At 63.5% G+C, this 22,527-nt stretch carries 21 protein-coding genes; 10 read left to right on the top strand and 11 right to left on the bottom strand.

Annotation, left to right across the window (positions count from 1 at the left end; all coding sequences use genetic code 11):
- Positions 1 to 3: 3 nt before the first annotated feature.
- The 9 genes from A5636_RS04225 to A5636_RS04265 all read right to left on the bottom strand — a co-directional run bounded on the left by A5636_RS04225 (position 4) and on the right by A5636_RS04265 (position 11,200).
- The gene (locus tag A5636_RS04225; protein WP_065157439.1) at positions 4 to 1,809 is read right to left on the bottom strand and encodes an MCE family protein; all 1,806 of its coding nucleotides are present in this window, start codon (positions 1,807 to 1,809) and stop codon (positions 4 to 6) included.
- The gene (locus tag A5636_RS04230; protein WP_065157440.1) at positions 1,810 to 3,153 is read right to left on the bottom strand and encodes an MCE family protein; all 1,344 of its coding nucleotides are present in this window, start codon (positions 3,151 to 3,153) and stop codon (positions 1,810 to 1,812) included. It lies immediately after the preceding gene.
- Positions 3,150 to 4,574 (bottom strand): MCE family protein, encoded by a 1,425-nt coding sequence (locus A5636_RS04235; RefSeq protein WP_065157441.1) that lies wholly within the window; start codon positions 4,572 to 4,574, stop codon positions 3,150 to 3,152. Before A5636_RS04235 ends, A5636_RS04230 begins: the two co-directional genes overlap by 4 nt.
- Entirely contained in the window at positions 4,571 to 5,689 is a 1,119-nt protein-coding gene (locus tag A5636_RS04240) for an MCE family protein (protein ID WP_065157546.1), read from the bottom strand. Before A5636_RS04240 ends, A5636_RS04235 begins: the two co-directional genes overlap by 4 nt.
- A complete protein-coding gene (locus A5636_RS04245) occupies positions 5,689 to 6,711 on the bottom strand; it encodes an MCE family protein (protein WP_065157442.1) in 1,023 nt (340 codons plus the stop codon). The genes A5636_RS04240 and A5636_RS04245 overlap by 1 nt, the downstream gene beginning before the upstream one ends.
- A complete protein-coding gene (locus A5636_RS04250) occupies positions 6,708 to 7,967 on the bottom strand; it encodes an MCE family protein (RefSeq protein WP_065157443.1) in 1,260 nt (419 codons plus the stop codon). Before A5636_RS04250 ends, A5636_RS04245 begins: the two co-directional genes overlap by 4 nt.
- Before the next feature lie 30 nt (positions 7,968 to 7,997).
- Positions 7,998 to 8,843 carry an MlaE family ABC transporter permease gene (locus tag A5636_RS04255; protein ID WP_065157547.1) on the bottom strand — a complete coding sequence of 282 codons (846 nt, stop codon included), beginning with the start codon at positions 8,841 to 8,843 and terminating at the stop codon, positions 7,998 to 8,000.
- A 12-nt stretch (positions 8,844 to 8,855) separates the two neighbouring features.
- Positions 8,856 to 9,665 carry an MlaE family ABC transporter permease gene (locus tag A5636_RS04260; protein WP_065157444.1) on the bottom strand — a complete coding sequence of 270 codons (810 nt, stop codon included), beginning with the start codon at positions 9,663 to 9,665 and terminating at the stop codon, positions 8,856 to 8,858.
- Between the two features lie 329 nt (positions 9,666 to 9,994).
- Positions 9,995 to 11,200 carry a CaiB/BaiF CoA transferase family protein gene (locus A5636_RS04265; protein ID WP_065157445.1) on the bottom strand — a complete coding sequence of 402 codons (1,206 nt, stop codon included), beginning with the start codon at positions 11,198 to 11,200 and terminating at the stop codon, positions 9,995 to 9,997.
- 369 nt (positions 11,201 to 11,569) lie between these two features.
- On the opposite strand from A5636_RS04265, the gene A5636_RS04270 reads away from it, so the two are divergent.
- The 6 genes from A5636_RS04270 (at position 11,570) to A5636_RS04295 (ending at position 16,375) form a co-directional block, all read left to right on the top strand.
- A complete protein-coding gene (locus tag A5636_RS04270; protein ID WP_065157446.1) occupies positions 11,570 to 12,271 on the top strand; it encodes an SDR family NAD(P)-dependent oxidoreductase in 702 nt (233 codons plus the stop codon).
- A gap of 15 nt (positions 12,272 to 12,286) precedes the next feature.
- Complete coding sequence (locus tag A5636_RS04275; protein WP_065157447.1) at positions 12,287 to 12,481, top strand: ferredoxin; 195 nt, start codon at positions 12,287 to 12,289, stop codon at positions 12,479 to 12,481.
- 20 nt (positions 12,482 to 12,501) lie between these two features.
- Positions 12,502 to 13,881 carry a cytochrome P450 gene (locus A5636_RS04280; RefSeq protein WP_065157448.1) on the top strand — a complete coding sequence of 460 codons (1,380 nt, stop codon included), beginning with the start codon at positions 12,502 to 12,504 and terminating at the stop codon, positions 13,879 to 13,881.
- 127 nt (positions 13,882 to 14,008) lie between these two features.
- A complete protein-coding gene (locus A5636_RS04285; protein WP_065157449.1) occupies positions 14,009 to 14,464 on the top strand; it encodes a hypothetical protein in 456 nt (151 codons plus the stop codon).
- 397 nt (positions 14,465 to 14,861) lie between these two features.
- Positions 14,862 to 15,719 (top strand): hypothetical protein, encoded by an 858-nt coding sequence (locus A5636_RS04290; RefSeq protein ID WP_065157549.1) that lies wholly within the window; start codon positions 14,862 to 14,864, stop codon positions 15,717 to 15,719.
- A gap of 35 nt (positions 15,720 to 15,754) precedes the next feature.
- A complete protein-coding gene (locus A5636_RS04295; RefSeq protein WP_437339800.1) occupies positions 15,755 to 16,375 on the top strand; it encodes a hypothetical protein in 621 nt (206 codons plus the stop codon).
- A gap of 49 nt (positions 16,376 to 16,424) precedes the next feature.
- Here the strand turns inward: A5636_RS04295 and A5636_RS04300 are convergent, their stop codons facing one another.
- A complete protein-coding gene (locus A5636_RS04300) occupies positions 16,425 to 17,600 on the bottom strand; it encodes an acyl-CoA dehydrogenase family protein (protein WP_065157450.1) in 1,176 nt (391 codons plus the stop codon).
- Complete coding sequence (locus A5636_RS04305; RefSeq protein ID WP_065157451.1) at positions 17,584 to 18,582, bottom strand: acyl-CoA dehydrogenase family protein; 999 nt, start codon at positions 18,580 to 18,582, stop codon at positions 17,584 to 17,586. Before A5636_RS04305 ends, A5636_RS04300 begins: the two co-directional genes overlap by 17 nt.
- Positions 18,583 to 18,684: 102 nt before the next feature.
- Here A5636_RS04305 and A5636_RS04310 point away from each other — a divergent pair, with 102 nt between their 5' ends.
- The 4 genes from A5636_RS04310 to A5636_RS04325 are packed head-to-tail and all read left to right on the top strand — an operon-like array spanning position 18,685 to position 22,408.
- Positions 18,685 to 19,185, top strand: a complete 501-nt coding sequence (locus A5636_RS04310; protein ID WP_065157550.1) for a nuclear transport factor 2 family protein — start codon at positions 18,685 to 18,687, stop codon at positions 19,183 to 19,185.
- A complete protein-coding gene (locus tag A5636_RS04315) occupies positions 19,182 to 20,282 on the top strand; it encodes an NAD-dependent epimerase/dehydratase family protein (RefSeq protein WP_065157452.1) in 1,101 nt (366 codons plus the stop codon). Before A5636_RS04310 ends, A5636_RS04315 begins: the two co-directional genes overlap by 4 nt.
- Positions 20,279 to 21,268, top strand: coding sequence for an NAD-dependent epimerase/dehydratase family protein (locus A5636_RS04320; protein WP_065157453.1), 990 nt, complete (start codon positions 20,279 to 20,281; stop codon positions 21,266 to 21,268). Before A5636_RS04315 ends, A5636_RS04320 begins: the two co-directional genes overlap by 4 nt.
- 12 nt (positions 21,269 to 21,280) lie before the next feature.
- Positions 21,281 to 22,408 (top strand): phosphotransferase, encoded by a 1,128-nt coding sequence (locus A5636_RS04325; RefSeq protein ID WP_065157454.1) that lies wholly within the window; start codon positions 21,281 to 21,283, stop codon positions 22,406 to 22,408.
- Positions 22,409 to 22,527 lie beyond the last annotated feature (119 nt).

Below are 22,527 nucleotides of genomic sequence, written 5' to 3' on the forward strand. Positions count from 1 at the left end.
CACCTAAGTGGGAATCATGTCCCGCCACGTCTTGGGCGCTTTCGCGGGCGCGAGATTCGCTTGCTCGTACAACTTTCCGTCCGGACCGACATATCGACCGGTATGCGAGTCGTAGTGAGCGATCGCGACTGACGGCGCCCATTTGCCTTTGCCGGCGCCATTATTGAACGAACTCGGCGCAGTCTGCCCGCCTGCACCGGTCCCCGCGTCGGGCGGAGCGACTTCCGCCGGAGCAGGTGGTGCGGACGGAGGAGGTGGTGCGGCCGGGGCAGGCGGTGACGGAAGCTCTCCGGGCAACGGGACGTCGAGTGGCGCTATCGGCGGAAGGTCAAGCGACATCCGCGATGAAGGAGCCCACATGGGCCTTGACGACGGCTCCGGTGGGACAGCTGCTCCCACCGTCCCCGGCGGTGCGGTTTCTCCTCGCGGTCCCGGCGGTGTGCCCCGCGGGACCGCCCCAGGTGGCAGCGGTGTTCCCTCGACCGGGGCGAAGATTCTCGCGTTGGGGTTGACCCGGTCATCGGGTGCGATGCCCTGGGCGAGCAGGTTTGGGTCGATCGGGGAAGGACCGAGAACGTGTTGGCGCATCGACAGCGGCATGAACGGCTGGTCGCTGTTACATATCTCGACGGTAGGCGCGCGTTTGCCCGGATGACCCATGCACGGATAGTTGCGGGCGCCGCGAACCGAGAGCGGGGAATCTTGCGGCAGTTTGCAATACAGCCCGTCCGGTGTGTCGATGTCGGTGAGATCGTCCGGGGATCGCCACTGGCTTTGGGGTACGAAACCGACCGTGCAAATGGGCGGATCGTCGATCGTCAGCGCGAAGTCGCCTTGAGCGGAACCCTCCGGATGGGATGTCGGTCCAGCCGCTTGCTCGATCGCAACCGCCGACGGCAGCAGCACCAGCAACTGCTCCAGTGAGGGGTGGTAGGTGATGCCGATCTGTCCGATGGTGGTCAGATTGGCCAGCAACACCGGCAGCGTCGGTTTGAGTTGATTGAGGAGGCGAGACGCCTCGTTGGCCGCGTCTGGACCCTCTCGCAGCAGGGTGCGAACGTTCGCATCGTCGTCGGCCAACACGCCTGAAATCCCCGCGAGACTGCGCGCCCACTGCCTGATTGAATCAGTGGTGCGTGCTTGCGAATCCAGTAACGGCCCAGTGTCTTCGGTGAGGGTTCGGGTGCGATCGACGACGCCGTTGGCGTCGCGCGAAAGTGTCGTTGTCGAGTCGAACAGCGACCCGAGATCGTAACCGGATCCATTGAAACCCCGGAAGGTCTCATCAAGCAATTGACCCAGTTTGGTCTTCGGGATGCTGCTGACCAGAGCATTGACCTGCTCCAGCATCGGCCCCACCGGCTGCGGAATCGTCGTGTCGCGCACCGCGATCACCGACCCGTCGTGCAGGTACGGCGCTGAATCGGTTCTGGGCCGTAAGTCCACGTACTGTTCGCCCACCGCCGAGACACTGAGCACATACGCGCCGCATTGATTGGAGGGACCAGGACGCTCCGGACACGCTGACAGGTCCGCCGGCACTTTGGGTGAAGTCCCAAGCGAGAGCGTCGCTTTCGCGCCGGTCGGCGTCAACTCCACCGCTGTGACTTTGCCGAGTTGGACTCCGCGGTAGGTCACGTTGGCGAACCGGTACAGGCCGCCGGCCGCCGGCAACTCCAGCGTCACCGTGATCCGCCCGATGCCCAGCAACATCGGCACTTGGATGTAGTAGAGCACCATCGCGATCACGCCGACGGTCCCGACGATCGCGAAAATCGCCAGCTGGATCCGAACGAAGCGGGTCAGCATCTATCCGTCACCTTCCGCTGGCAATGGTCCGGGACCCGGATTTGGAACCGGTGCCACAGATTGCGGGGGTCCTGGCACCGGCGCCGCAGCCGGCGGGGGCCCGGGCAAGGGCGCTGCAGCCGGCGGGGGCCCAGGCAACTGCCCTCCGCCCGGAAGTGGCCCGGGCAACGCTGGCGAATATGGCGCCGGTCCTGGCAGCGGAGGCAGCGGAAGGGCATCGGGATCGATCCACGGCGGCCGCAATGCGGAATGCAACGGATCGAGTGTGTACCGCAAGTAGTACGGCTCGCCGGGCATCGGTACCAACGGCTGATCCAGCTGCCCAAAACGGGTCCCCAACATCAGTCCTCGTTTGAGCCGTGGAATCGTGAGGTCCAACTGGACGTGCAGGTTGAAGTAGTCGCCGCGAACCGCACGGTCGACGAAGTTCTGGGTGAACGGGAACACGAAACCCGCCGCGATCGCCGTGCCGAGCTCCGGCCCGACGTCGGCGAGCGCACGGATGGTCGGCTCCAAGTTCTGCAGATTCTTGACCAGGTCGGCCTGGGTGTCGTTGATCAGCCGGGTGGCGGTGTTGCTGAAGGCGCGAAGCTTGTCCAGCGCGGTCGTCAGGCGCGGCCGCTCTCTGATCAGTACGTCGAGCGCAGGCGGTACCTTGCGCAGCGCCTCGCTGAGAACGTCACGTTGCCCGGCGAAGGTGGCGGAAAGCCGGTTCAGCGCTTCGATGGAGTCCACGATGTTGTTCCGCTGTTCGTCGAGTGTTCCGACGAACGTGTCGAGGCGGGTGAGGAGATCCCGCAGGGTGCCCGCGCGGCCCGACACGGCAACCGAGAAATTGTGGATGACCTCGCCGATCTGTCCCAGTCCCCCGCCGTTGACAACTGCCCCCAGCGACGACAGCGTCTGCTCTGTCGAGGGGTAGGCCGATGACCGGCTCAGCGGGATTTTGGCTCCCGGCTGCAACCGTCCGGTCCCCGATTGACCGAGCGGGGTATTGAGTTCCAGATGCATCGACCCCAACAGGCTGGTCTGACCGACGGCCGCTACGACATTGGCAGGGACCACGACATCGCGCTGCACTGAAATCTCGACGTCGGCGTGCCAGCCTTTCACCTTCATCGCGCCGACGCTGCCGACTACGACATCGTTGATCATCACCGGCGAATTCGACTCCATCGTCCCGACATTCGGGATTTCGACGTGGTAGATGACGGCCCCGGGGCCGCGTCCCACTGCGCCGGGCAGAGGTAGTGAATTCAGGCCGTGGAATGCGCACCCGGTCGCCGTCAACGCCACGCAACCGCCTACGGCCAGCACCCGCCGAGCCCGAACCCGGCCGATCATTGTTGCGGCCCTTCGGCAGGAAGCAGCATGCCCGAAACGCCGGGCGGTGGCGGTGGCGCTTGCATCGGTGTCGACGGCGGGGGCGGTAACGGCATCGCCAGGCCCGGTATGCGCGGTGGTGGCTCAGCACCCGGCGCACCTACGGGATCACCCGGCAGGCCGGTGTAGGCCGACACGGCAGGCGGAATCTCTGGTGCTGCGGGCTTCGGGCCCTCGCCACCGGGCGCCAGGCGCGGTTCGGTGTACAGGATCTTCGAGGGGTCCACCGACTTCTGTATGAAGATGTTGATAGGGATCGGCAGATTATTGAAGTTGAGCAGCCGCAACCCGGGACCGAGAAACAGGGAGCACAGCTTGCCCGATTCGGTCGAGGTGACGTTCTCGAGGGCGCCGATTTGTGAGCAGCCCGGAATCGGCAACGGAAGCAGCAAACCGGAAAACGTGGGGTTCGCGAAGTTCATGATCCCGAACCCGCCCACGATGGTTCCGGTGTCGGCGTTGTAGTCGTTGAAGAAGTTGCCCAGCGCGTTGGGTGCACCGTGCAGAATGTTCTCCAGGGCCATGTGCTGATCCACCAGAATCTGCGTGACGTCGGCCAAGCGGGCGACCTGCTCGCTGGTCTGGTTGCGAGAGCCGGCGATGAACCGCTGCACCTCGCCGACCGCCGTCGACAGGTCGGTCAGCGCCGCGTCCAGGTCGGATTTGCTGTCGTTGACCACGCTGGTGAGCGTGGCGAGCCGGTCGTTGAACTGCACCATCTGGACGTTGCTGTCACGGAGCGCGGTGACGAAGGTCTGCAGGTTCTTGATGATGTCGACGATGTTGCCGCTGCCGTTGGCGAGTATCCGGCCCACTCCGGACAATTGGGCCAGCGCCTGCCGCAGCTTGTCGCCGTTGCCATCGAGGGCGTTGGCGGCGCTGTCGATGAACCGGCCCACCGAAGTGCCCGATACGCCGCTGCGGGGTCCCAGATCCGTTGCCAGCCGCATCAATTGGGTTTTGACTTCGTCCCACTCAACGGGTACCGCAGTGCGGTTGACCGGGATCACGGCGCCGTCCGCCATGACCGGGCCACTGGTCCGGTAAGCGGGGGTGAGTTGTACATAACGTGCGGCCACCAGGTTCGAAGCGACGATAACCGCTTTCGCGTCCGCCGGAATGGGCACGCCGTGGTTGATCTCGAGGGTCATCTTGGTTTGTGACCCCTGCGGAGCTATGGACTTGATGGTGCCGACCTTGACACCCGAGACCCGCACCTCGTCACTCGGGTAAATCGCCGTGGCGGTAACGAAATACGCCGTAATCGTCTTCGGGCCGAAGAACGCATTACGGATGACCACGCCCACACCGGCGACGATGAGCCCCACCAGAACAACAGCAACCACCACGACCAGCCGGTGGCGCGGCATACGGGAGATCATTGCGATCCTCCAATCCTGCCGCCCAAGGTGCAGCCGGGGCACTCTGGCATGCCGTTGTACGGCCAGGGGAACAGTGACCGAGGAACCGTCGAGGGGGTGCCGGGACCGCGACCCGTGTCGAAGTTGCGGAATCCCCAGAGGTAGTCGAGGAACGGTTGGAAGAGTGGCGGCTGCAGGAGGTTCGGGACGAACGCTGAGTATGCGTACATGCTGGAGATGGCTTCGCCGACGGTGATCTGGAATTTTGCGAGACCCGGCAGCGCTTTGCTGATGCTGTCGCGGTTCCTCTGCAGCATGGCGGTCACCGAATTCAGCCGCTCCAGCGTCGGCGCCAATTTGCTTTCGTTCTCATGCACCAGTGCCGTCAGCTGCTTCGCTACCGCCGACGTGTTGGCCAGCAGGTCCACGATTTCTTGTCGGCGCGCCGCCAGGACTTGAAACAGATCGTCGGCGTTGAGAATGAGCTTGTTGACCTGCTGGCTGCGTTCGGACAGGACCCCGGTCACGTCGCTGGCACTCTTGAATAGCTCACCCAGGCTCTTGTTGCGGCCGTTGAGGGTTCGCGATAGCCGGGTGAGCGAGTCGAATGCCGGCCCCAATTTGGGTGCAATCTGGTCCAGCGTCGCCGCCAGTGTGTCCAACGACTGATTCAGCGTCGCGGTGCTGGTTTCACTGGTGTTGGTGGTTAAGTCGCTGACTGCTTCCGTCAACGAGTAGGGCGAGGATGTGCGCGACGCGGGTATGACGGCATTCGGGTGCATCGTGCCGCTGCCGGCGGACTCCAACGCCAGCATCCGTGCGCCCAGCAGCGTGTCGGTGCGGACGTGGGCGGTGGTCTCCGACCCGAGCAGGATATTGCCTTTAACCGCGAAGGTCACCAGGGCATCGCCGTTGCTTAACGACACATCCGACACCGTGCCCACCTTCAGCCCGGACACCGTCACCGGGTTCCCCGGCGCGAGGCCGCCGGCTTCTGTAAACACTGCCTTGTATCGCACCGCGGTCGCCCACGAGGTCAACCGGTCCGGTGCCAGGCCCACCAGTATGACGAGCACGATCAAGATCGCGCCGATGAATCCGGCCTTGACGAGCTCAGCTCCGCGATACTTGAGCATCAGGGTTCCGTGCACCTTCCAGCTTCTGACCTGAAGAACGGGGATATCACCGTCTTGCCCTGCAGATCCGTGCCACGGAGCTCCAACTGGCAGAGGTAATAGGGAATGGTTGCGCCCGCTACTCCGAGTCGCACAAGTTTGCGATAGTTCTTCGGCGCCTTCGCAATTGCGGTTTCGAGGCGGTCCCTATCGTCGTCGAGTATCGGCGCCAGCCGGCTCAACTGGTCTATGGTGCCGGACAGCGGCGGTCGCGCACTGCTCAGCAGATCGGCCAGCGAGGCGGTTCCGTTGTCCAACGCCTCGATGGCGGCCCCGATGGTGTCACGGTCATCCGACAGCCCGCTGACAAGCCGCTCCAGCCGATCGATTGTGCCGGAGAACTTGGCGCCGTCCCGGGAAATCGTGGCGACTACGGTGTTGAGGTTTTCGATCAGTTGCTGCACGGTGTCGTCGTTGTCGGCCAACGCGTTCGAGAACGACGTCGTCTTGGCGAACAACGAGTCTAAAGTTCCGCCCTGGCCCTGGAAGACCTGCAACAGCGCCGAGGTCAGCGTGTTGACGTCCTGTGCATTCAGGCCCTGGATAACAGGTTTCAATCCGCCGAGTAGGAGGTCGAGGTCAAGTGCCGGCGCGGTGCGGTCGACCGGAATCTGTGCGTCGGCCGACAGACGCCTGGTTGAGCCTGGGCCGTCGATGAGCTCCAGATAGCGATCACCGACCAGATTGAGATAGCGGACCGCTGCCCTGGTGCCCTCGGTGAGGACAATGGTGCGGTCGGCGTCGAATTCCACCACAACCTTTTTGTCCGGGCGCAGCGAAATATTGCTGACGGTGCCCACCCGGATCCCGGCGACCCGCACCGTCTGCCCCACCTTGAGACGCGACACGTCGTTGAACACAGCCGAATAACTTGTCGTCGAGCCGGTTTGATACTGCCCGAAAATGAAGAACAGGAAGGCAGTCAGCATCGACATCACGGCCCCGAAGATCGCGAATTTGATCAGCGTCGCGCGCGTTCTCATCCGGGCTGTCCGATCTGAGCGGAGTTGCGTGGCGGGCCCACGATCGGCCCATACAAAAGCTGCTTGAGGAGATCGGAGTTGATCAGCAGCTGCTGGTTTCCGTACACCACAGGGTTGGCACCGATATCTGTAATCAGTTGGGGTGGTGGGGTGTTGAACGGCAGCTGCGGAAGGCCGAGGCATCGCGGACCGCCCGTCGCCGCCACCTTGGGCAAGTTCACCGGGTATCGATAACGCTCGGCGCCCCACGTCAGACTGGCCGTGATGTTGATGCTCGGTTCCGACAACGGCGGACCGTGCGCTATGCGTATCAGCCCGCCGAGGCCGCAGGTGAACACCTCGTGGTACTGGCTGGTCAGATCGGTCGTCGGCACCAGCAGGTGCATGACAGTCGTCAGCGGTTGGCGGTTTGTCGACAAGACGTCGTTGCCGATGTCGGCAAGGCCGATCGCACTGATCAGCAATGCATCCAGGTTGTGCTGCTCGTCGACGATCGTCTTGCTGATCCGGTTTGCGTTCGCCACGGTTCGCACGAGATCAGGCGCCGCATCGGCATAGGCGTTGGACACGACTGGTAGCACCGCGAGGTCACGTTTCAACGCGGGAAGGCTCGGTTCCAGCCTGGCCAGAAAAGAATCCAGGTCGCTCAACGACTGACCAAGTTGTGGGCCACGTCCACTGAATGCTTTTGCCAGCGCGCCCAATGACTCGTTGAGCTTCGCCGGGTCGATCTGATCCAGCACCGAAACCAGTTGCTGGAACACCGTGTTGATCTCGACCATGACGTGCTGGCCGGCCAGGCGCTGGCCGGCATGTAGCCGCTGCGCCGAGGGCTCGGCGGGTTCTATCAGTTGGACGGACTTGGCCCCGAACACTGTCGAGGAAGCGATGTCGACGAGCACGTTGGCGGGAATGTATTTCAGCGCCGACGGGAACATCGCCAAGTGGATAGCGGCCTTGCCGTCCGGTAGCGCTTCTATCGAGTCGACCTTGCCCACTGGTACGCCGCGCAAGGTGACCCGCGCGTCCGGGTTCATGACCAGGCCCGCGCGTTGCGACACCACGGTCACGGGTACAGATTCGGTGAGTCCACCCTGGAATAACGTTATCGCGAGAGTGACTATCGCGGCGATCACCAAGATGGTGACAACACCCAGTAAGGGGCGGACATAGGTACGCGGCTTCGGCCGGCCTGAACCGTGCGACCGGCCGCGCGCGCTCGGCGCGCCGCGACCCGACGGTGCGTGCGTGGTCACGTCTTCACCTCCCCGTCATCCGCTAGCCCGCTATCCAGACAGATTGAAGTTGCCGTTGGCACCGTAGACCGACAGTGACACCAGCAGCGTCACGGATACGACGACGATCAGCGAGGTGCGGACCGCGTTGCCGGTTGCGGTACCGACACCGGATGGTCCACCCGATGCGAAATACCCGTAGTAGGTGTGGATCAACAGGATGGTCAGCGCCATCAGAGTGGCCTGTAAGAACGACCACAAAAGGTCGTACGGGTTCAGGAAGGTGTCGAAGTAGTGGCTATATAAGCCCGCTGACTGGCCGAGCAGAAACACGGTGGTGAACTGGCTGGCAACAAAAGACAAAGCCACCGCAATGGCGTACAACGGCGTAATCGCCATCATGCCGGCCACGATCCTGGTGCTCACCAGGTACGCGACGGGTCGGATCGCCATGGCTTCCAGCGCATCGACCTCTTCGTTGATTCGCATGGCACCCAATTGAGCGGTCACCCCGGCGCCGAACGTAGCCGCCAGACCGATTCCCGCGACCACCGGCGCAGCGATACGCACATTGATAAAAGCAGAGAGGAAGCCGGTCAGCGCCTCGATGCCGATGTTGCCCAGGGAGCTGTACCCCTGCACGGCCAGCGTGCCGCCGGTCGCCAGCGTCAGGAACCCGACGATCACGACGGTCCCGCCGATCATGGCCAACGTTCCTGCGCCCATGCTGATCTCGGCGATGAGACGGATCACTTCCCGCCGATAATGAGTGGCCGCAAAGGGAATGGCACCAAGCGCCTTGCCGTAAAACAAGGTGTGGTCGCCGAGACGCCCCATCAGAGCAACTGGCTTGTCCAGTTGTCTTGATAGTCGCGGATATACGGCCCTCAACGCCACCACTGTGTGCCCCTACTTCCCTGACACCTTGATGCCTATGGCCGTGACGACCACATTCACGACGAACAGGGACATGAACGCGTACACGACGGTTTCGTTGACGGCGTTGCCGACGGCCTTGGCGCCACCGCCGGATATCGACAACCCTCGGTAACAAGCCACGACACCTGCGATCAGACCGAAAAGTGCTGCCTTGACACAAGAAATGATGACTTCGGGCACACCAGTCAACAGCGTGATACCCGCAGCGAACGCGCCAGGATTGACGTCTTGAACGAAGACCGAAAAGATGTATCCGCCTAAGACACCGATGATGACCACCAGGCTATTCAGCAGCAACGCGACCAGCCCTGAGGCCAGCATGCGTGGCGTCACCAGGCGTTGCACCGGGTTGATGCCCAGTACCTCCATGGCATCGATTTCTTCGCGGATCGTCCGTGAACCCAAGTCCGCACACATCGCCGTGGCGCCCGCGCCGGCGACGATCAGCACCGTGACCAGCGGACCCACCTGAGTGACGGCACCGAAAGCCGCACCGGCGCCGGACAAGTCCGCGGCGCCCAATTCGCGCAACAGGATGTTCAGGATGAAGCTGACCAGGACGGTGAACGGGATAGCCACCAACAACGTCGGAGCCAGCGAGACACGGGCTACAAACCACGACTGTTCAATGAACTCTCGGCCCTGAAAGGGCCGACGGAACAGAAACCTGACGGCGTCGCGTGTCATCGCGAACAACGCGCCGACCGACTGCATCGGCCCAGCCAAACTGCTTGGCAACGAAATGCCAGGCGACCACCGATCGGTGCCCCCTTTTCCCATCGGCGTCAACCCCTTACGGCTTGGTGAGCTCTAGGCATCTCGCAACCATTTATACGAACCGCTTAGCCAATTGCCGTAGCTCAGCTTCCAAACGGCGTTCCTACTCACGCCACTCCTCCGTTCTGTTGCGTGAGTTGGCGCTTCCAGTCACGTCCGCTTCCGGGCGTCCATGTCTTGAGCGTTTGGCGATTATGACTCATATCACGTCCGGTGGGAACGGAAAACGGAGAACCGTTACAGAGATCGTTGGTCTCAAAAATACCGGCGAGTCCTGCGAGAAATCAGCAGTGGGATGGCGCATCTCGAGCATCGCGGCTTGCATCTGCTTTCTAAGTAACCGCACCGGCGGTCTTCAGTTCGATAATGCGATCCCAGTCGAGTCCGAGTTCCAACAGGATCTCATCGGTCTGCTCCGCGAATCCAGGCGCCGGGGAGGTCTGTGGTGCGGCGACGTCGAATTGCACCGGGTTGGCGACCAGTTCGAGTTCGCCTGCGCGCACAACATATTCGTTCGCCCGGATCTGCGGGTCTGCTGCTGCTTGCAACGTGTCCTGCACCGGGGCCCAGGGACCGGCGAGCGTCGCGAAACGTTCGCTCCACTCGGCAAGGGTGCGCGTCGCAATGACTTTGGTCAAGATCTCGACCGCTTCTGCTGTATTCGCAGCGATTTTCTCGGCGTCACTAAAGCGCGGGTCGTCTGCCAGTTCTGGGCGATCGATGTGCCGGCACACATCGGCCCAGAATTTGGTGGGCTGCATCATGACTAGGGATATATAGCGGTTGTCCGCGGTCGGGTACACGCCTACCAAAGGGTTGACCGGCGAGCCGTGGATGCCGGGCGGTGGCGACACCATCAGCTGCCCGAGATGATTCGTCAGCGCCACAGTGTGCCCCAACGACCACAATCCGCTACCCAGTAGTGACACATCGACGACGGACGGTTCGCCGGTGCGCTCGCGTTTGAGCAGCGCCGCCGCGATGCCGCCAGCGAGGTTGGTGCCCGAGATGGTGTCGCCATAGGCGGGCCCGGGCGGGTTGATCATGCCGTCGTAGCCCATCGGGGTGATGGTGGCGGCGGTCCCGGCCCGACACCAGAAGGCGGTCATGTCGTAGCCACCCTTGACGGACTCTGCGCCCCGCGGACCGAGCGCACTACCGCGGGCGTAGATGATTGTTGGGTTGACCTCGCGAATGTGCTCGACGTCAATGCCGAACTTCTGCCGGTGCTCGGGCAGGAAACTGGTCAGGAAGACGTCGGAGCGGCGGGTGAGCTCATAGAGCACTTCCTTGCCTTCGGGCACCGACATGTCCAGCCCCATGCTGCGCTTACCGCGGTTGGCGTGCTCGATGTTGGGATTGGGGTCGCCCTCCACGCGCAGCATTCCGGTCTGGCGCAGTCCGCGCTGCGGGTCCCCGGTGACCGCATGCTCGACTTTGACCACATCGGCGCCCCACTCGGCGAGTACCGCGCCCGCCGACGGCACGAAGCCGTACATGGCTACTTCCAGCACCCGCATGCCTTCCAGCGGTCTCATGCGGCCGCCGTGTGCTGCGCTGACATGGTGAGCCCCTTGGGTGTCGACCTCGTTGATACCAACGCTGATATCAACCCTGATAGCGATGTGGTGTCAGTCACGATAATTTCATTCTCATCCTGGGCGAATCTTACATTCGGGCGGCAGGAACTCAAGGCGGTAGTCAGACCTGATTGATCCGCGGAACAGCTGAGCGGTTGCACAGCGGTACCCCAGACACGCGCCAATTCCCTGGTTGCACGGGTTTTGTCATCCACTTGCAGCCGCCTTTAGCCTGAGAGTACGATTCTCATAATTGCAAGGAAGATTCTTTATCACCGAGACGGCGACGCACCGAAAGCTTTTCAAGCTGCTGCGCGAGGGGGCACAGTGAAGACCGCGGTGGTAACCGGCGGCGGATCGGGTATCGGACTCGCCGTCGTCAAGCGACTGCGCGCCGACGGTCTGAACGTCGCCGCGATCGATCTCAAACCATCCGATGACGACTTGGGCTTCACTGCCGACGTCACCGAACGCTCGCAGGTGGACGACGCGCTGTCGGCAATCCGAGACCGGTTTGGCCCGGTGACGATTCTGGTCAACGCCGCCGGACTGGACGGATTCAAGCGCTTCACCAACATCACCTTCGAGGACTGGCAGAAGGTGATCAACGTCAACCTCCATGGCGTATTCCACACCATCCAGGCGGTGCTGCCGGACATGGTGGAAGCCGGGTGGGGACGGATAGTCAATATCTCGTCGTCGAGCACCCATTCGGGCACCCCATATATGTCGCACTACGTGGCGGCGAAATCTGCCGTCAACGGACTCACCAAATCTTTGGCACTCGAGTATGGGCCAAGCGGCATCACCGTCAACGCGGTGCCACCGGGCTTTATCGACACGCCGATGCTGCGCAGCGCCGAGGCGAGTGGGTACCTCGGCGACATCGAGCAGAACATCGCCAAGACGCCGGTGCGCCGCATCGGCAAGCCAGAAGACATCGCCTCGGCATGTGCTTTTTTGATCTCCGAAGAGGCCGGCTACATCACCGGCCAGATCTTAGGGGTCAACGGCGGTAGAAACACCTGAACAAGGAGAGAAGCGATGAAAGTTCGGGTCGATTCCGAACGGTGCCAGGGTCACACGTTGTGCTCGATGATCGCGCCGGAGTCGTTTGAACTCAGCGAACTCGACGGCAGCTCGTCGGCAGTCAACGAAGTGGTACCAGAGGATCAGCAAGACAAGGTCAGAGAAGCCGCCCAGTCCTGCCCGGAGCAGGCCATCATCCTGACCGACTAAATGTCAAGGGAGACAGCGCTTTGAGTGTGGATGACAATGTGGATGGTGTAGCCCCCATCGAGGATGATCGCAAGAAAAACCGGTACCACTTCGATCGGCACGCCGCGGAGTACCGGTCGCAGTTCAAGTCGATCACCGAAGAGATGCACGGCAAGTGCCCGATCGCGTGGACAGATACCTACGGCGGGCACTGGGTAGCAGCCGGCAGCACCGAGGTATTCGAACTCGCGCGCTGCCCGGCCGTCTCCAACGATCATGACATTCATGGTGAACGGCGTGGCTACAAAGGCATTTCGATTCCGACGGCCAGTCGCGTGAGCGTTGTCCGGGGCGGCATCCTGGAAATGGACGATCCCGAACACCGCACCTACCGCACCGTGTTGAACCCTTATCTGTCCCCAGCGGCGGTAAAGCGCTGGATACCCTTCGTCGACGACGTCACCCGCGCCTGCCTGGATGAGAAGATCGAGTCCGGCAACATCGACTTCGTCGACGATCTTGCCAACATCGTGCCCGCCGTCCTGACACTGGCGATGCTGGGAATCCCGCTCAAGAAGTGGAAGATGTACAGCGAGCCGGTACATGCAGCCGTCTATACCCCCGAGCACTCCCCCGACATCGAACGCGTCACCGCGATGCACCGGGAGATGGGCCTCGACATGGTGAACACCATGCTCGAGGTCCGCGAAAACCCGCGGCCCGGCATTGTCAATGGACTGCTGCAGATGCGGATCGACGGCGAGCCGGCACCGGATTTGGAGATCCTCGGCAACCTGGGCCTGGTTATCGGCGGCGGGTTCGACACCACGACGGCATTGACCGCGCATTCACTGGAATGGCTTTCCGAGCACCCTGAAGAGCGAAAACACCTGCACAGCAACCTCGATGCGCTGCTCGATCCGGCCACCGAGGAGTTCCTGCGCTTCTTTACCCCTGCCTCCGGTGACGGCCGGACATTCTCCGACGATGTCGAAGTCAACGGGTACCAGTTCAAAGAGGGCGAGCGATTGTGGATCTCGTGGGCCATGGCTAATCGCGACCCGCTGGTATTCGCCGAACCAGACAAGGTCGTACTGGACCGTAAAGGCAACCGCCACTTCAGCTTCGGCATCGGGGTGCATCGCTGCGTCGGATCCAACGTGGCGCGCACGGTCTTCAAGTCGATGCTCACCGCGGTCTTGGACCGGATGCCGGACTATCAGTGCGATCCCGAGGGCGCGGTCCACTACGAGAGCATCGGTGTCATCCAAGGCATGCGCCATCTGCCGGCCACCTTCACCCCCGGCCGTAAAGTCGGTGCCGGCCTCGACGAGACACTGGATAAGCTGCAACGCATCTGCGAAGAGCAGGAATTGGCTCGGCCGGTCACCGAGCGCAAAGAAGCCGCGGTCATCGATTGAGTCGCGCTACCGTCGGACAGCAGCCCGCTGCCCACCCGATAGCGGGCCCGTTGACGGGGGCGATTTTTCAGAGTAGGCCTGTGCAGCGTGGCCGCGCTCTATATTCAATCGAACGCGCGCACTACAGATGGGAGGCGCACCGGTGAGGACTCTCGCAGTGACTCTTGCGCTTGCTTTTCTGGCCGGGGGGGCCGCGCTGACTCTTTCGCCGACCGCCCATTCGGACATGCTGGTTGGCAACTACACGGCGAACACCGACCGCGATCGCGGCCACAACTGGCTTTGGGCCGTTCGGCCCTGTCGCTCACGCGCACCGGCATGCCTGACCATCCAAGCGGTACCGCAACCCAACGGTCAGGCGGCGTGGTACCAGGCCGACGCCTACCTTTCTAATGGCCGCTACACCATGTCGGTCGATGTGCCGGATGGTGTCCGCTGCGTGGTCCAGTTCTTCCCTTCGCATGACGTCTATTCGTGGGACGCAGTCTCATTGAGTGGCGAATTGGTCACTACATACGACACCGGGTGTGGCGGCAGCCCAGGGGGCACCGACACTTACCCCTTTACGCTCGTGCGATGGTAGCCGCGAGCGCCTCAGCCTCCCGGGGTCGAATTCCCGTGCTAACTAGGTGCGCACGCGCCAGTTCGGCCGCTTCCTCGACGCTTATTTTTCGGCAGCGATTCTGATGCGGGAAATGCCAATACCAAGCACCGAGGGGTTCAGTCGATGACGAGGGTGACGGGCAGGAAGCGCAATGGGTGAGGGGAAACCACCGCCGGATCATTCGGCCACTTCGAAAGCCGACGCGATGGCGTTGCTCGAGGAAGCCGAAGCAGAGGCCGCCGAAGCCGAAGCCTTAGCCGCCGCCGCCCGGGCGCGTGCCCGCGCCGCCCGGTTACGGCGCGAAATGCTGGCAAGGCCCGAGACCGATGCCGGCAACGCCGTTGCCGTTGATGGTGCCGACGCCGACAGCGACGCCGTGGTCGATGCCAAGGCTGATACCGACGCCGACGCCGACGCCGATGCCGTTACCGACGCCGACGTCGAAGCCGAAGCCGAGGCCGACGCCGTTACCGAGGCCGATGCCGTAACCGAGGCCGATGCCGTTACCGACGTCGCGATTATCACTGACCCCACGGTCGAAACCACCAACGTCGAGGCCGACTCCGCTACAGCCGAAGAGGAGGCCGACGAGGCCGACGAGGACGAGGCCGCCGAAGACGAGGCCGCCGAAGACGACACCGCCGAAGACGAGGCCGCCGAAGACGAGGCCGCCGGAGACGACACCGACGAGGACGAGGCGGTCGCACCCGCGGCGCGGCTAACCCGATCGCCCCGGCGGCGACGCCGGTTGCCCTCCCTATCAACAACTTTCAAGGCGGTGGCGGTCATCCTCATCTGCGCGTTTGTCGCCGCCAGCGGATACATGCTGTGGTACGAACGTGACGCCACCAAACGGCAGGAGCGCGCCGCGAGCTTCGTCGCCGGGGCCAAGCAGGGCGTGATCAACATGACCTCACTGGACTTCAGTAGGGCCAAGGAAGACGTGCAGCGCCTGCTTGACAGCTCCACCGGCGAGTTCAAGGACGACTTCCAGCAGCGTGCAAAGGATTTCGTGTCGGTCGTCCAGCAGTCCAAGGTGGTCACCCAGGGAACGATCACCGCAACGGCGGTCGAATCCATGGGCGATCATTCCGCTTCGGTACTGGTCGCGGCGACATCGCGGATCACCAATGCCGCGGGCGCCAAGGACGAACCACGCGTGTGGCGGCTCCGGGTAACCGTGACTGAAGAAGGCGGACAGTACAAGATGTCAAAGTTGGAGTTCGTAGCGTGACCAGTGAAGGCCGCGAAAGCTTCGTATCCCGCGACATCGAACCCACCGAGACAGAGATTGTCGACGACGATGCGGACGAACCCGAGGTGGGCGAATCGGTGGCCGACCTGCCAGCAGCCGACGATCCCCAAGAAAGTAAACGCGGGCAGCGGAACAGGCCTCCCAGACTGCCCAAAGTGAAGGTCCTTACCGTAGCTCTGGTCCTGCTGCTGCTGACATCCGCCGGTGTGGCGACGTGGTTGTACTTTGCGCGTTATCAGCCACTCCGACAGACCGACCCCAGCGTCGCCCAGACCGTCGTCAAAGCGGCCTCCGAAGGAACAGTTGCGCTGCTCTCCTATTCACCCGAATCGCTGGACAAAGACTTTGCCAATGCCAAGTTGCACCTTTCCGGGGATTTCCTGTCGTACTACAACCAGTTCACCGAGCAAATCGTGGCTCCGGCGGCCAAGCAGAAGTCGCTGAAAACCACCGCGCACGTGATTCGGGCCGCCGTGTCGGAGTTGCACCCCGATTCCGCGGTGGTCCTGGTTTACGTCGACCAGAGCACCACGAGCAAGGACAAGCCCGATCCTTCGATGTCGGCCAGCAGCGTCCTGGTGAGCATGATCCGGTCGCATGGCACCTGGCTGATCACCAAGTTCGACCCGGTCTAGGAAAACTCGTCAGTATCGCCGCTGACGTCGACGGTGCACAGCACGAAACTCAGCTTCGCGGCAGGCCGAGCACTCTCTGGGCGATGATGTTGCGCTGAATTTCCGACGTGCCACCGGCGATGGTGCCGGAAAAGCTTCGCGCATAACGTTCGAACCAGCTCGAGTAGTAGTGGTCGAGGTTCATCGGTTCGTACGGCCCGGTCAGGGCAGGACTGATCAGCCCGTTGCCACCGGCGGACTCCAGCGCATGTTCGAAGGCGCGCAGTTCCGCCTCGGAACCCAGCAGCTTGAGCACCGAGATGGCGGCCACGTCATCCTCGCCGCGCGCCGCCCGGGCCAGAGCCACCGAACCCAGCAGGCGCAACGCCTGTTTGTCCATGACGGTGGTCGCGTAGCGATCGCGGTCTAACTCACTGGCCGGGCGGTAGTCGGCGATGACGTTGTCCAGCCGGTCGGCGAAGCCGAGCCACATCATGGTGCGCTCGTGGCCGAGGGATCCGTTGGCCACCCGCCAGCCCTGGTTCAGGTCGCCGACCAGGTTCTCCGCCGGCACCCTTACATCGGTGAAGAACACTTCGTTGAAGTCCAAGTCGTCGGCCGAGCAGATGGACGGAAACGGCCGGCGCACAACTCCTTCGGTATCGGTCGGGATCACCAGGACGCTGATGCCCTTGTGCTTGGGGGCGTCGGGATCGGTACGCACGAATGTGAGCAAGACGTCGGCGTCGTGCGCGCCCGAGGTCCACACCTTCTGCCCGTTGACCACGAAGTGATCGCCTTCAAGCACCGCGCGGGTACGCAACGACGCCAGGTCAGAACCCGCGCTCGGCTCGCTCATGCCCAGCGAAGCGGTGATCTCGGCGCGCAAGATCGGGACCGCCCACCGGTGCTTCTGTTCGTCAGTGCCGAACGACAACAGCGATGCCGCAACAATATTCACGCCCTGCGGATTGAAGCTGTGATAAATGCGCCGACGACCGAGCTCGGCGAGGTAGACGAACTGCTGCAGCACGGTGGCATTGCGGCCGCCGAATTCCGGTGGCTGACTGGGCAGTAGCCAGCCGTTGTCGAACAACAGCCGCTGCCAACGACGGGCCCACTGCGGCATGTGCGACACCGAACGCGGCCGCTCTTGCAGTTCGTCTGCGGGCGGCAGGTTTTCGTCGAGGAAGGCCGCGAACGCCGCGCGGAATTCCTCGACGTCGGAATCAAAAGTCAGCTGCACGGTACTCCTCGGCGATCTGGGCCCGGTGTTCTGCAGCGCCGCCCAGCATCAGCTCGCCCGCCTTGGCGCGTTTCAGCGCGAACTGCAGGTCGTTCTCCCAGGTGAAGCCCATTGCTCCGTGCAGCTGTAAACCGTGCCGGAACACCAGCGACTGGCATTCGCCCGCCGACGCTTTGGCCATCGCGGCGGCCAGCCGGCGACGCGGATCGTCGGCCGAGATGGTCAGGGCGGCGAAGTATGCCAGCGCCCGCGCGCGCTGTACTGCGACGTGCATGTCGGCGGCCTTGTGCTGGACGGCCTGGAAGGAGCCGATCGGCACGCCGAACTGGTGACGGCTGCGGACATGTTCGAGTGCCAGGTCCAGGATGCGCTGGCAAGCGCCGACCATCGTTACCGCCATGCCGGTCAGCGCGATATGACGCGCGCGTTCGGGATCGACGGCGAGGCGGTCACTTTCGGGCACCCGAACCTCCCGGAAAGAGACGTCAGCCACATGCAACACCGGATCGAATACCGATTCCCGCCGCACGGCCAGCTGTGCGGTATCGGTGAGGAAGACGCCGGCCTCGGTCACCACCGCGACGCGGTCGGCACGATCGCCGTCGAGCACGTGCCGGGCGGTGCCGTCGAGAACCCAGCCGTCGGCATCGCGGCGCGCGGAGACACCGCTGTACGCCGCCGTGCCGGACTGATTCGGGTCGAACCGTTCACCGGCCAGCGGCGCGAATTGGCTCATCGTCGCCAGGAACGGTGTGGGGTCGGTGGCGTGGCCCAGTTGCTCGAGCACTATCGCCAATTCCACCGCACTGGCCGGGCCGTTCAGCTCGGTCCAACCGAGCTCCACGTACAGCTTCCACAGCGGCTCGGTATCGACACCTTCTTCGGCCACGCCGCGCACCAGGGAAGGTGGGCACTGTTTGGTGACGACATCGCGCACCGTGTCCTGCCACAGCCGCTGATCAGCGTCGAACTCCAAAATCATGCGGGGCCGCCTCCCGTTCAAGAATATCTGGCGAGAATAACATTCTCTTTGACGGAAGTTGTAATCTCAAAACCGGCTATGACTTATACCGAAGGGGTCGTGATGCTGGATACCGCAGCAGCGCTGTGGGAGATCGAGGAGATCAAGCAACTGAAGGCCCGCTACTGCCGCTACTTGGACGCCAAACGCTGGGAGGACTGGCGGGGGCTCTTCGCCGATGACTTCGTCAGCGACACCTCAGCCTCCGGCGGCAAGGTGATTCAAGGCGCGGACGACTTCGTGTCGTATGTGCGCGGCGCGCTGGGCAAGGCGTCGCAGCCCACGGCCCATCAGGTGCATGCCCCGGAGATCACCCTCACTTCGGATACCACCGCGAGCGGAGTCTGGGCGTTGCATGACGTCGTCCGCCTGGGTCCGGGCGTCAACCTCGACGGGCGGGGGCACTACCACGAGACCTACGAGAAGGTCGACGGGCGATGGTTGATCAAGACCTCAACGTTGACCCGGTTGCGTGAGGACGTATTCAATTCGCTGTTCTCCGTGCGAATCTCACCTCGACTGCGGGACGCAGGATCCGCCCTGGCGCGCAGGCTCGGCCGGTGAACACCATCCTGGTCACCGGTGCCTTCGGGCAGGTGGGCAACCTGTGCGCGGAGATCCTGCTCAGCCGCGCCCATACCGTGGTCGCCATGGATTTGCCCGGCAAATCCTCCGCGGACCGAGCCGCCGCCCTAGCCGCAGCCTCCCATCCGGGCACCCTCATCCCCGAATACACCGACCTGTTGGACGCCGACGCGGTCGCCGCCGTCATGGCCCGCCATCGGCCGACCGCTATCGTCCACCTGGCCGCCCTCGTGTCCCCGCCCTCGTACCGGAACCCGTCCTTCGCGCGCAGAGTCAACGTGGACGGCACCGGCCACCTGGTCGCCGCGGCACAGGCGCTCAGTGACCCGCCGTTGTTTGTCTTCGCTTCCAGCGCTGCGGTTTACGGATCTCGCAACCCGTACCGTCACCCGGAACGGATCACCGGTGACACGCCGGTCAATCCGATCGATCAGTACGGCGAGGACAAGGCACTGGCCGAGGCTGTCATCCGCGAAAGCGGATTGCCGTATGCCTTACTGCGGCTGGCCGCGATCGTCTCGCCGGACGGCGCAGCGAACTTCGACGCCGACTACCTGAAGCTGGTGCGCGCCACTCCGGTCGACAACCGGATGCACGCCATCGACGCCCGGGATGTCGCGCTCGCCTTCGCCAATGCCGTGGACCGTCGCGACCGCATCGAAGGAAAGGTCCTGGTGATCGCCGGCAATGAGACCAACGTCCACCTGATGAGCGACCTGCAGGACGACATGATGGCCGCTGTCGGTCTCGGCCGTCTCGGCCCTTCGATCGGGCTGCCCGGCGATCCCGACGACGACCGCGGCTGGAGCTTCACCGGCTGGTTCGACACCACCGAATCGCAAGCGCTGCTGGACTATCAAGCACACGATTGGTCCCAGACGGTGAGCTGGGTCGGCGAATCGATGGGTCGGCCCCGGATTCTGCTGCGCGCGGCCGGGCCGATAGTCCGCCCGGCGCTGCGCGTGCTGCTGGCCCTGCAGCGCCGCGCCGAACACCGCGGTCCCTACGCCGACCCCTGGACATTCCTGTCCGGAAAATACGGGTCCGGCATGCTCGCGGAGGCGGCCCAAGCATGAAGAAACTAGTAATCGGCGCCAGCGGCTTTTTGGGCTCTCACGTGACCCGCCAACTCGTGGCAGCCGGTGAAGATGTCCGGGTGATGATCCGAAAGACCAGTGCGACAAAAGGATTCGACGATCTGCCAGTCGAACGTCATTACGGTGACATCTTTGACGATGCGGCGCTGGCGGCAGCCATGTCCGGCTGCGATGTTGTCTACTACTGCGTGGTCGACGCCCGGATGTGGCTGCGCGACCCGGCACCGCTGTTCCGCACCAACGTCGAGGGCCTGCGACATGTCCTGGACGTGGCACTTGAGGCACCGCTGCGAAAGTTCGTATTCACGAGCAGCACAGGCACATTGGCGATCAACCAGCACCGCCCGGTCACCGAGGAGGATCCGCACAACTGGAACGACGGTGGCCCCTACATCGAATCCCGCGTCGCCGCCGAGAACCTGGTCCTGCAGTACGCACGAGACCACGGGCTTCCGGCGGTCGCCCTATGCGTCTCGACCACGTACGGACCGCGCGATTGGGCACCGACGCCCCACGGCGGATTGCTGGCTCGCGTCGCAAACGGACGGTTCCCGTTCTATATGAACTTCTCCTCGGAGGTCGTGGGCATCGAAGACGCCGCCCGCGCAATGCTTCTGGCTGCCGACCACGGTCGCGACGGCCAGCGCTACATCATCTCCGACCGCTACATGAGCACCAAAGAGCTGCACGAGATCGCAGCACGCGCCGCTGGACGGCGCCCACCACGTTTCCCGAGCATCCCGATTCCGATGAGCGTGCTGTACGCCGTCTCGCGCACCAACGACGTCGCGGCCCGCCTGCTCAACCGCGACCTGCCGATGGCCTATGTCGGTGCCCGGATGGCCGAGCTGATGTCGCCGTTGGACCACAGCAAGGCCGAACGCGAACTGGGCTGGAAACCCGAACCCGTCGAAGAGTCCATCCGCCGGGCCGCGCAGTTCTTCACCGGCCAGTCGGTCGGATAAGCGCGCGCGGCGATGGAATGGGCTAGCTCACAAGCACTTTCGCTGGCTAAACTGACCGCACACCTGGGCCGAGGGTTCGGCCGGATGGCCGCCGACGCGCTGGCCGGAGGCCGCGAGCGCCTTCCGCGTACCGTCGGCGAACTCGACACGTCCGTCCTCTCGAAAGTCATGGGCAGCACCGTGACCGCGGTCCGTGTACTGGACAGTGACGCCGGAACATCCGCGCGGGCCCGCTTGAGCCTGGCCGGCGACGGGGTCCCCGACACCGTGTTCGTCAAGCTGGCGGCCCAGACCGCCGCGACCCGACTGATGGGGGAACTCGGCCGGCTCGGGAGCACCGAGGTTCGCTTCTACCGCGAGCTGGCTCCCGAACTCACCGGGCTCCCCCGCTCGTACGGTGCCGCGTTCAGCCCTCACACCGGGCGTTACCTGCTGGTCCTGGAAGCACTCCCCGCTGCCGCGTGCGAATTTCCGGACACCCTGCACCCGCTGTCCGTCGACCGGGCCAGTTTGGTGGTCGAATTGCTGGCCAAGCTGCACGCCGCCTTCTGGGAACGTCCGCCTGGTTGGCTCTACACCCCCTCGGCCGACGTCACTTCCATGCTGACCGGCAGGCTGATGAACGCCTCGGTCAAGCGTCTTGCCCAGCGCACCGACGTCCCGGCGGACACCCCAGACCGGCAAGGGCGCTTCATCGCCGACAACTATCGCGAGTTAGCCGCGCTGATCGACACTCCCCCGCACACGGTGATGCACGGTGACGCACATCCAGGCAACGTCTACTTCCGGGACGGCAGACCAGGCCTGCTGGACTGGCAGGCGGTGCGCCGCGGCCACCCCTCGCGCGAACTGGCGTACACGCTGATCACCAGTCTGACCCCAGAAGACCGCGGCTCCGCCGAACGCGACCTGCTCGACACCTATCGGCGGGCATTGGTCGCCGCCGGCGGGCCCGACCTCGACGGTGACGACTTGTGGCTGCGCTACCGCCAGGGCGCGTTGTATGCATATGTCGCCTCGCTGATCACCGCCGGGATGGGTGGAATGCAACTCGAAGGCATCGCCATGGAAGGCCTCCGGCGCGGCATTGCCGCTCTGGAAGAGCTGAATACCGTTGCGGCGCTCCGAAGTTCATTCTGATTTCGGATTGCGCCAGCGAAAAAACCCCAGTCGAAATATCGGGGTGAGCTGGTATCGTAGGGCGTACATGTTTCGTCGCTGTAAACATGTGCTCACACGTACCTGCTTCGAGAAAGGGT

It is taken from the genome of Mycobacterium asiaticum, from assembly GCF_001673315.1.
Classification (GTDB): domain Bacteria; phylum Actinomycetota; class Actinomycetes; order Mycobacteriales; family Mycobacteriaceae; genus Mycobacterium; species Mycobacterium asiaticum_B.

Excerpts from the sequence above, each read along its gene's own strand:
- A5636_RS04285 (WP_065157449.1), top strand. The coding sequence starts at position 14,009 with ATGGGAGGCGCACCGGTGAGGACTCTCGCAGTGACTCTTGCGCTTGCT.
- A5636_RS04225 (WP_065157439.1), bottom strand. The coding sequence starts at position 1,809 with ATGCTGACCCGCTTCGTTCGGATCCAGCTGGCGATTTTCGCGATCGTC.
- A5636_RS04310 (WP_065157550.1), top strand. The coding sequence starts at position 18,685 with ATGCTGGATACCGCAGCAGCGCTGTGGGAGATCGAGGAGATCAAGCAA.
- A5636_RS04245 (WP_065157442.1), bottom strand. The coding sequence starts at position 6,711 with ATGAGAACGCGCGCGACGCTGATCAAATTCGCGATCTTCGGGGCCGTG.
- A5636_RS04325 (WP_065157454.1), top strand. The coding sequence starts at position 21,281 with ATGGAATGGGCTAGCTCACAAGCACTTTCGCTGGCTAAACTGACCGCA.
- A5636_RS04235 (WP_065157441.1), bottom strand. The coding sequence starts at position 4,574 with ATGATCTCCCGTATGCCGCGCCACCGGCTGGTCGTGGTGGTTGCTGTT.
- A5636_RS04230 (WP_065157440.1), bottom strand. The coding sequence starts at position 3,153 with ATGATCGGCCGGGTTCGGGCTCGGCGGGTGCTGGCCGTAGGCGGTTGC.
- A5636_RS04275 (WP_065157447.1), top strand. The coding sequence starts at position 12,287 with ATGAAAGTTCGGGTCGATTCCGAACGGTGCCAGGGTCACACGTTGTGC.
- A5636_RS04265 (WP_065157445.1), bottom strand. The coding sequence starts at position 11,200 with ATGAGACCGCTGGAAGGCATGCGGGTGCTGGAAGTAGCCATGTACGGC.
- A5636_RS04260 (WP_065157444.1), bottom strand. The coding sequence starts at position 9,665 with ATGGGAAAAGGGGGCACCGATCGGTGGTCGCCTGGCATTTCGTTGCCA.
- A5636_RS04305 (WP_065157451.1), bottom strand. The coding sequence starts at position 18,582 with ATGATTTTGGAGTTCGACGCTGATCAGCGGCTGTGGCAGGACACGGTG.
- A5636_RS04240 (WP_065157546.1), bottom strand. The coding sequence starts at position 5,689 with ATGCTCAAGTATCGCGGAGCTGAGCTCGTCAAGGCCGGATTCATCGGC.
- A5636_RS04320 (WP_065157453.1), top strand. The coding sequence starts at position 20,279 with ATGAAGAAACTAGTAATCGGCGCCAGCGGCTTTTTGGGCTCTCACGTG.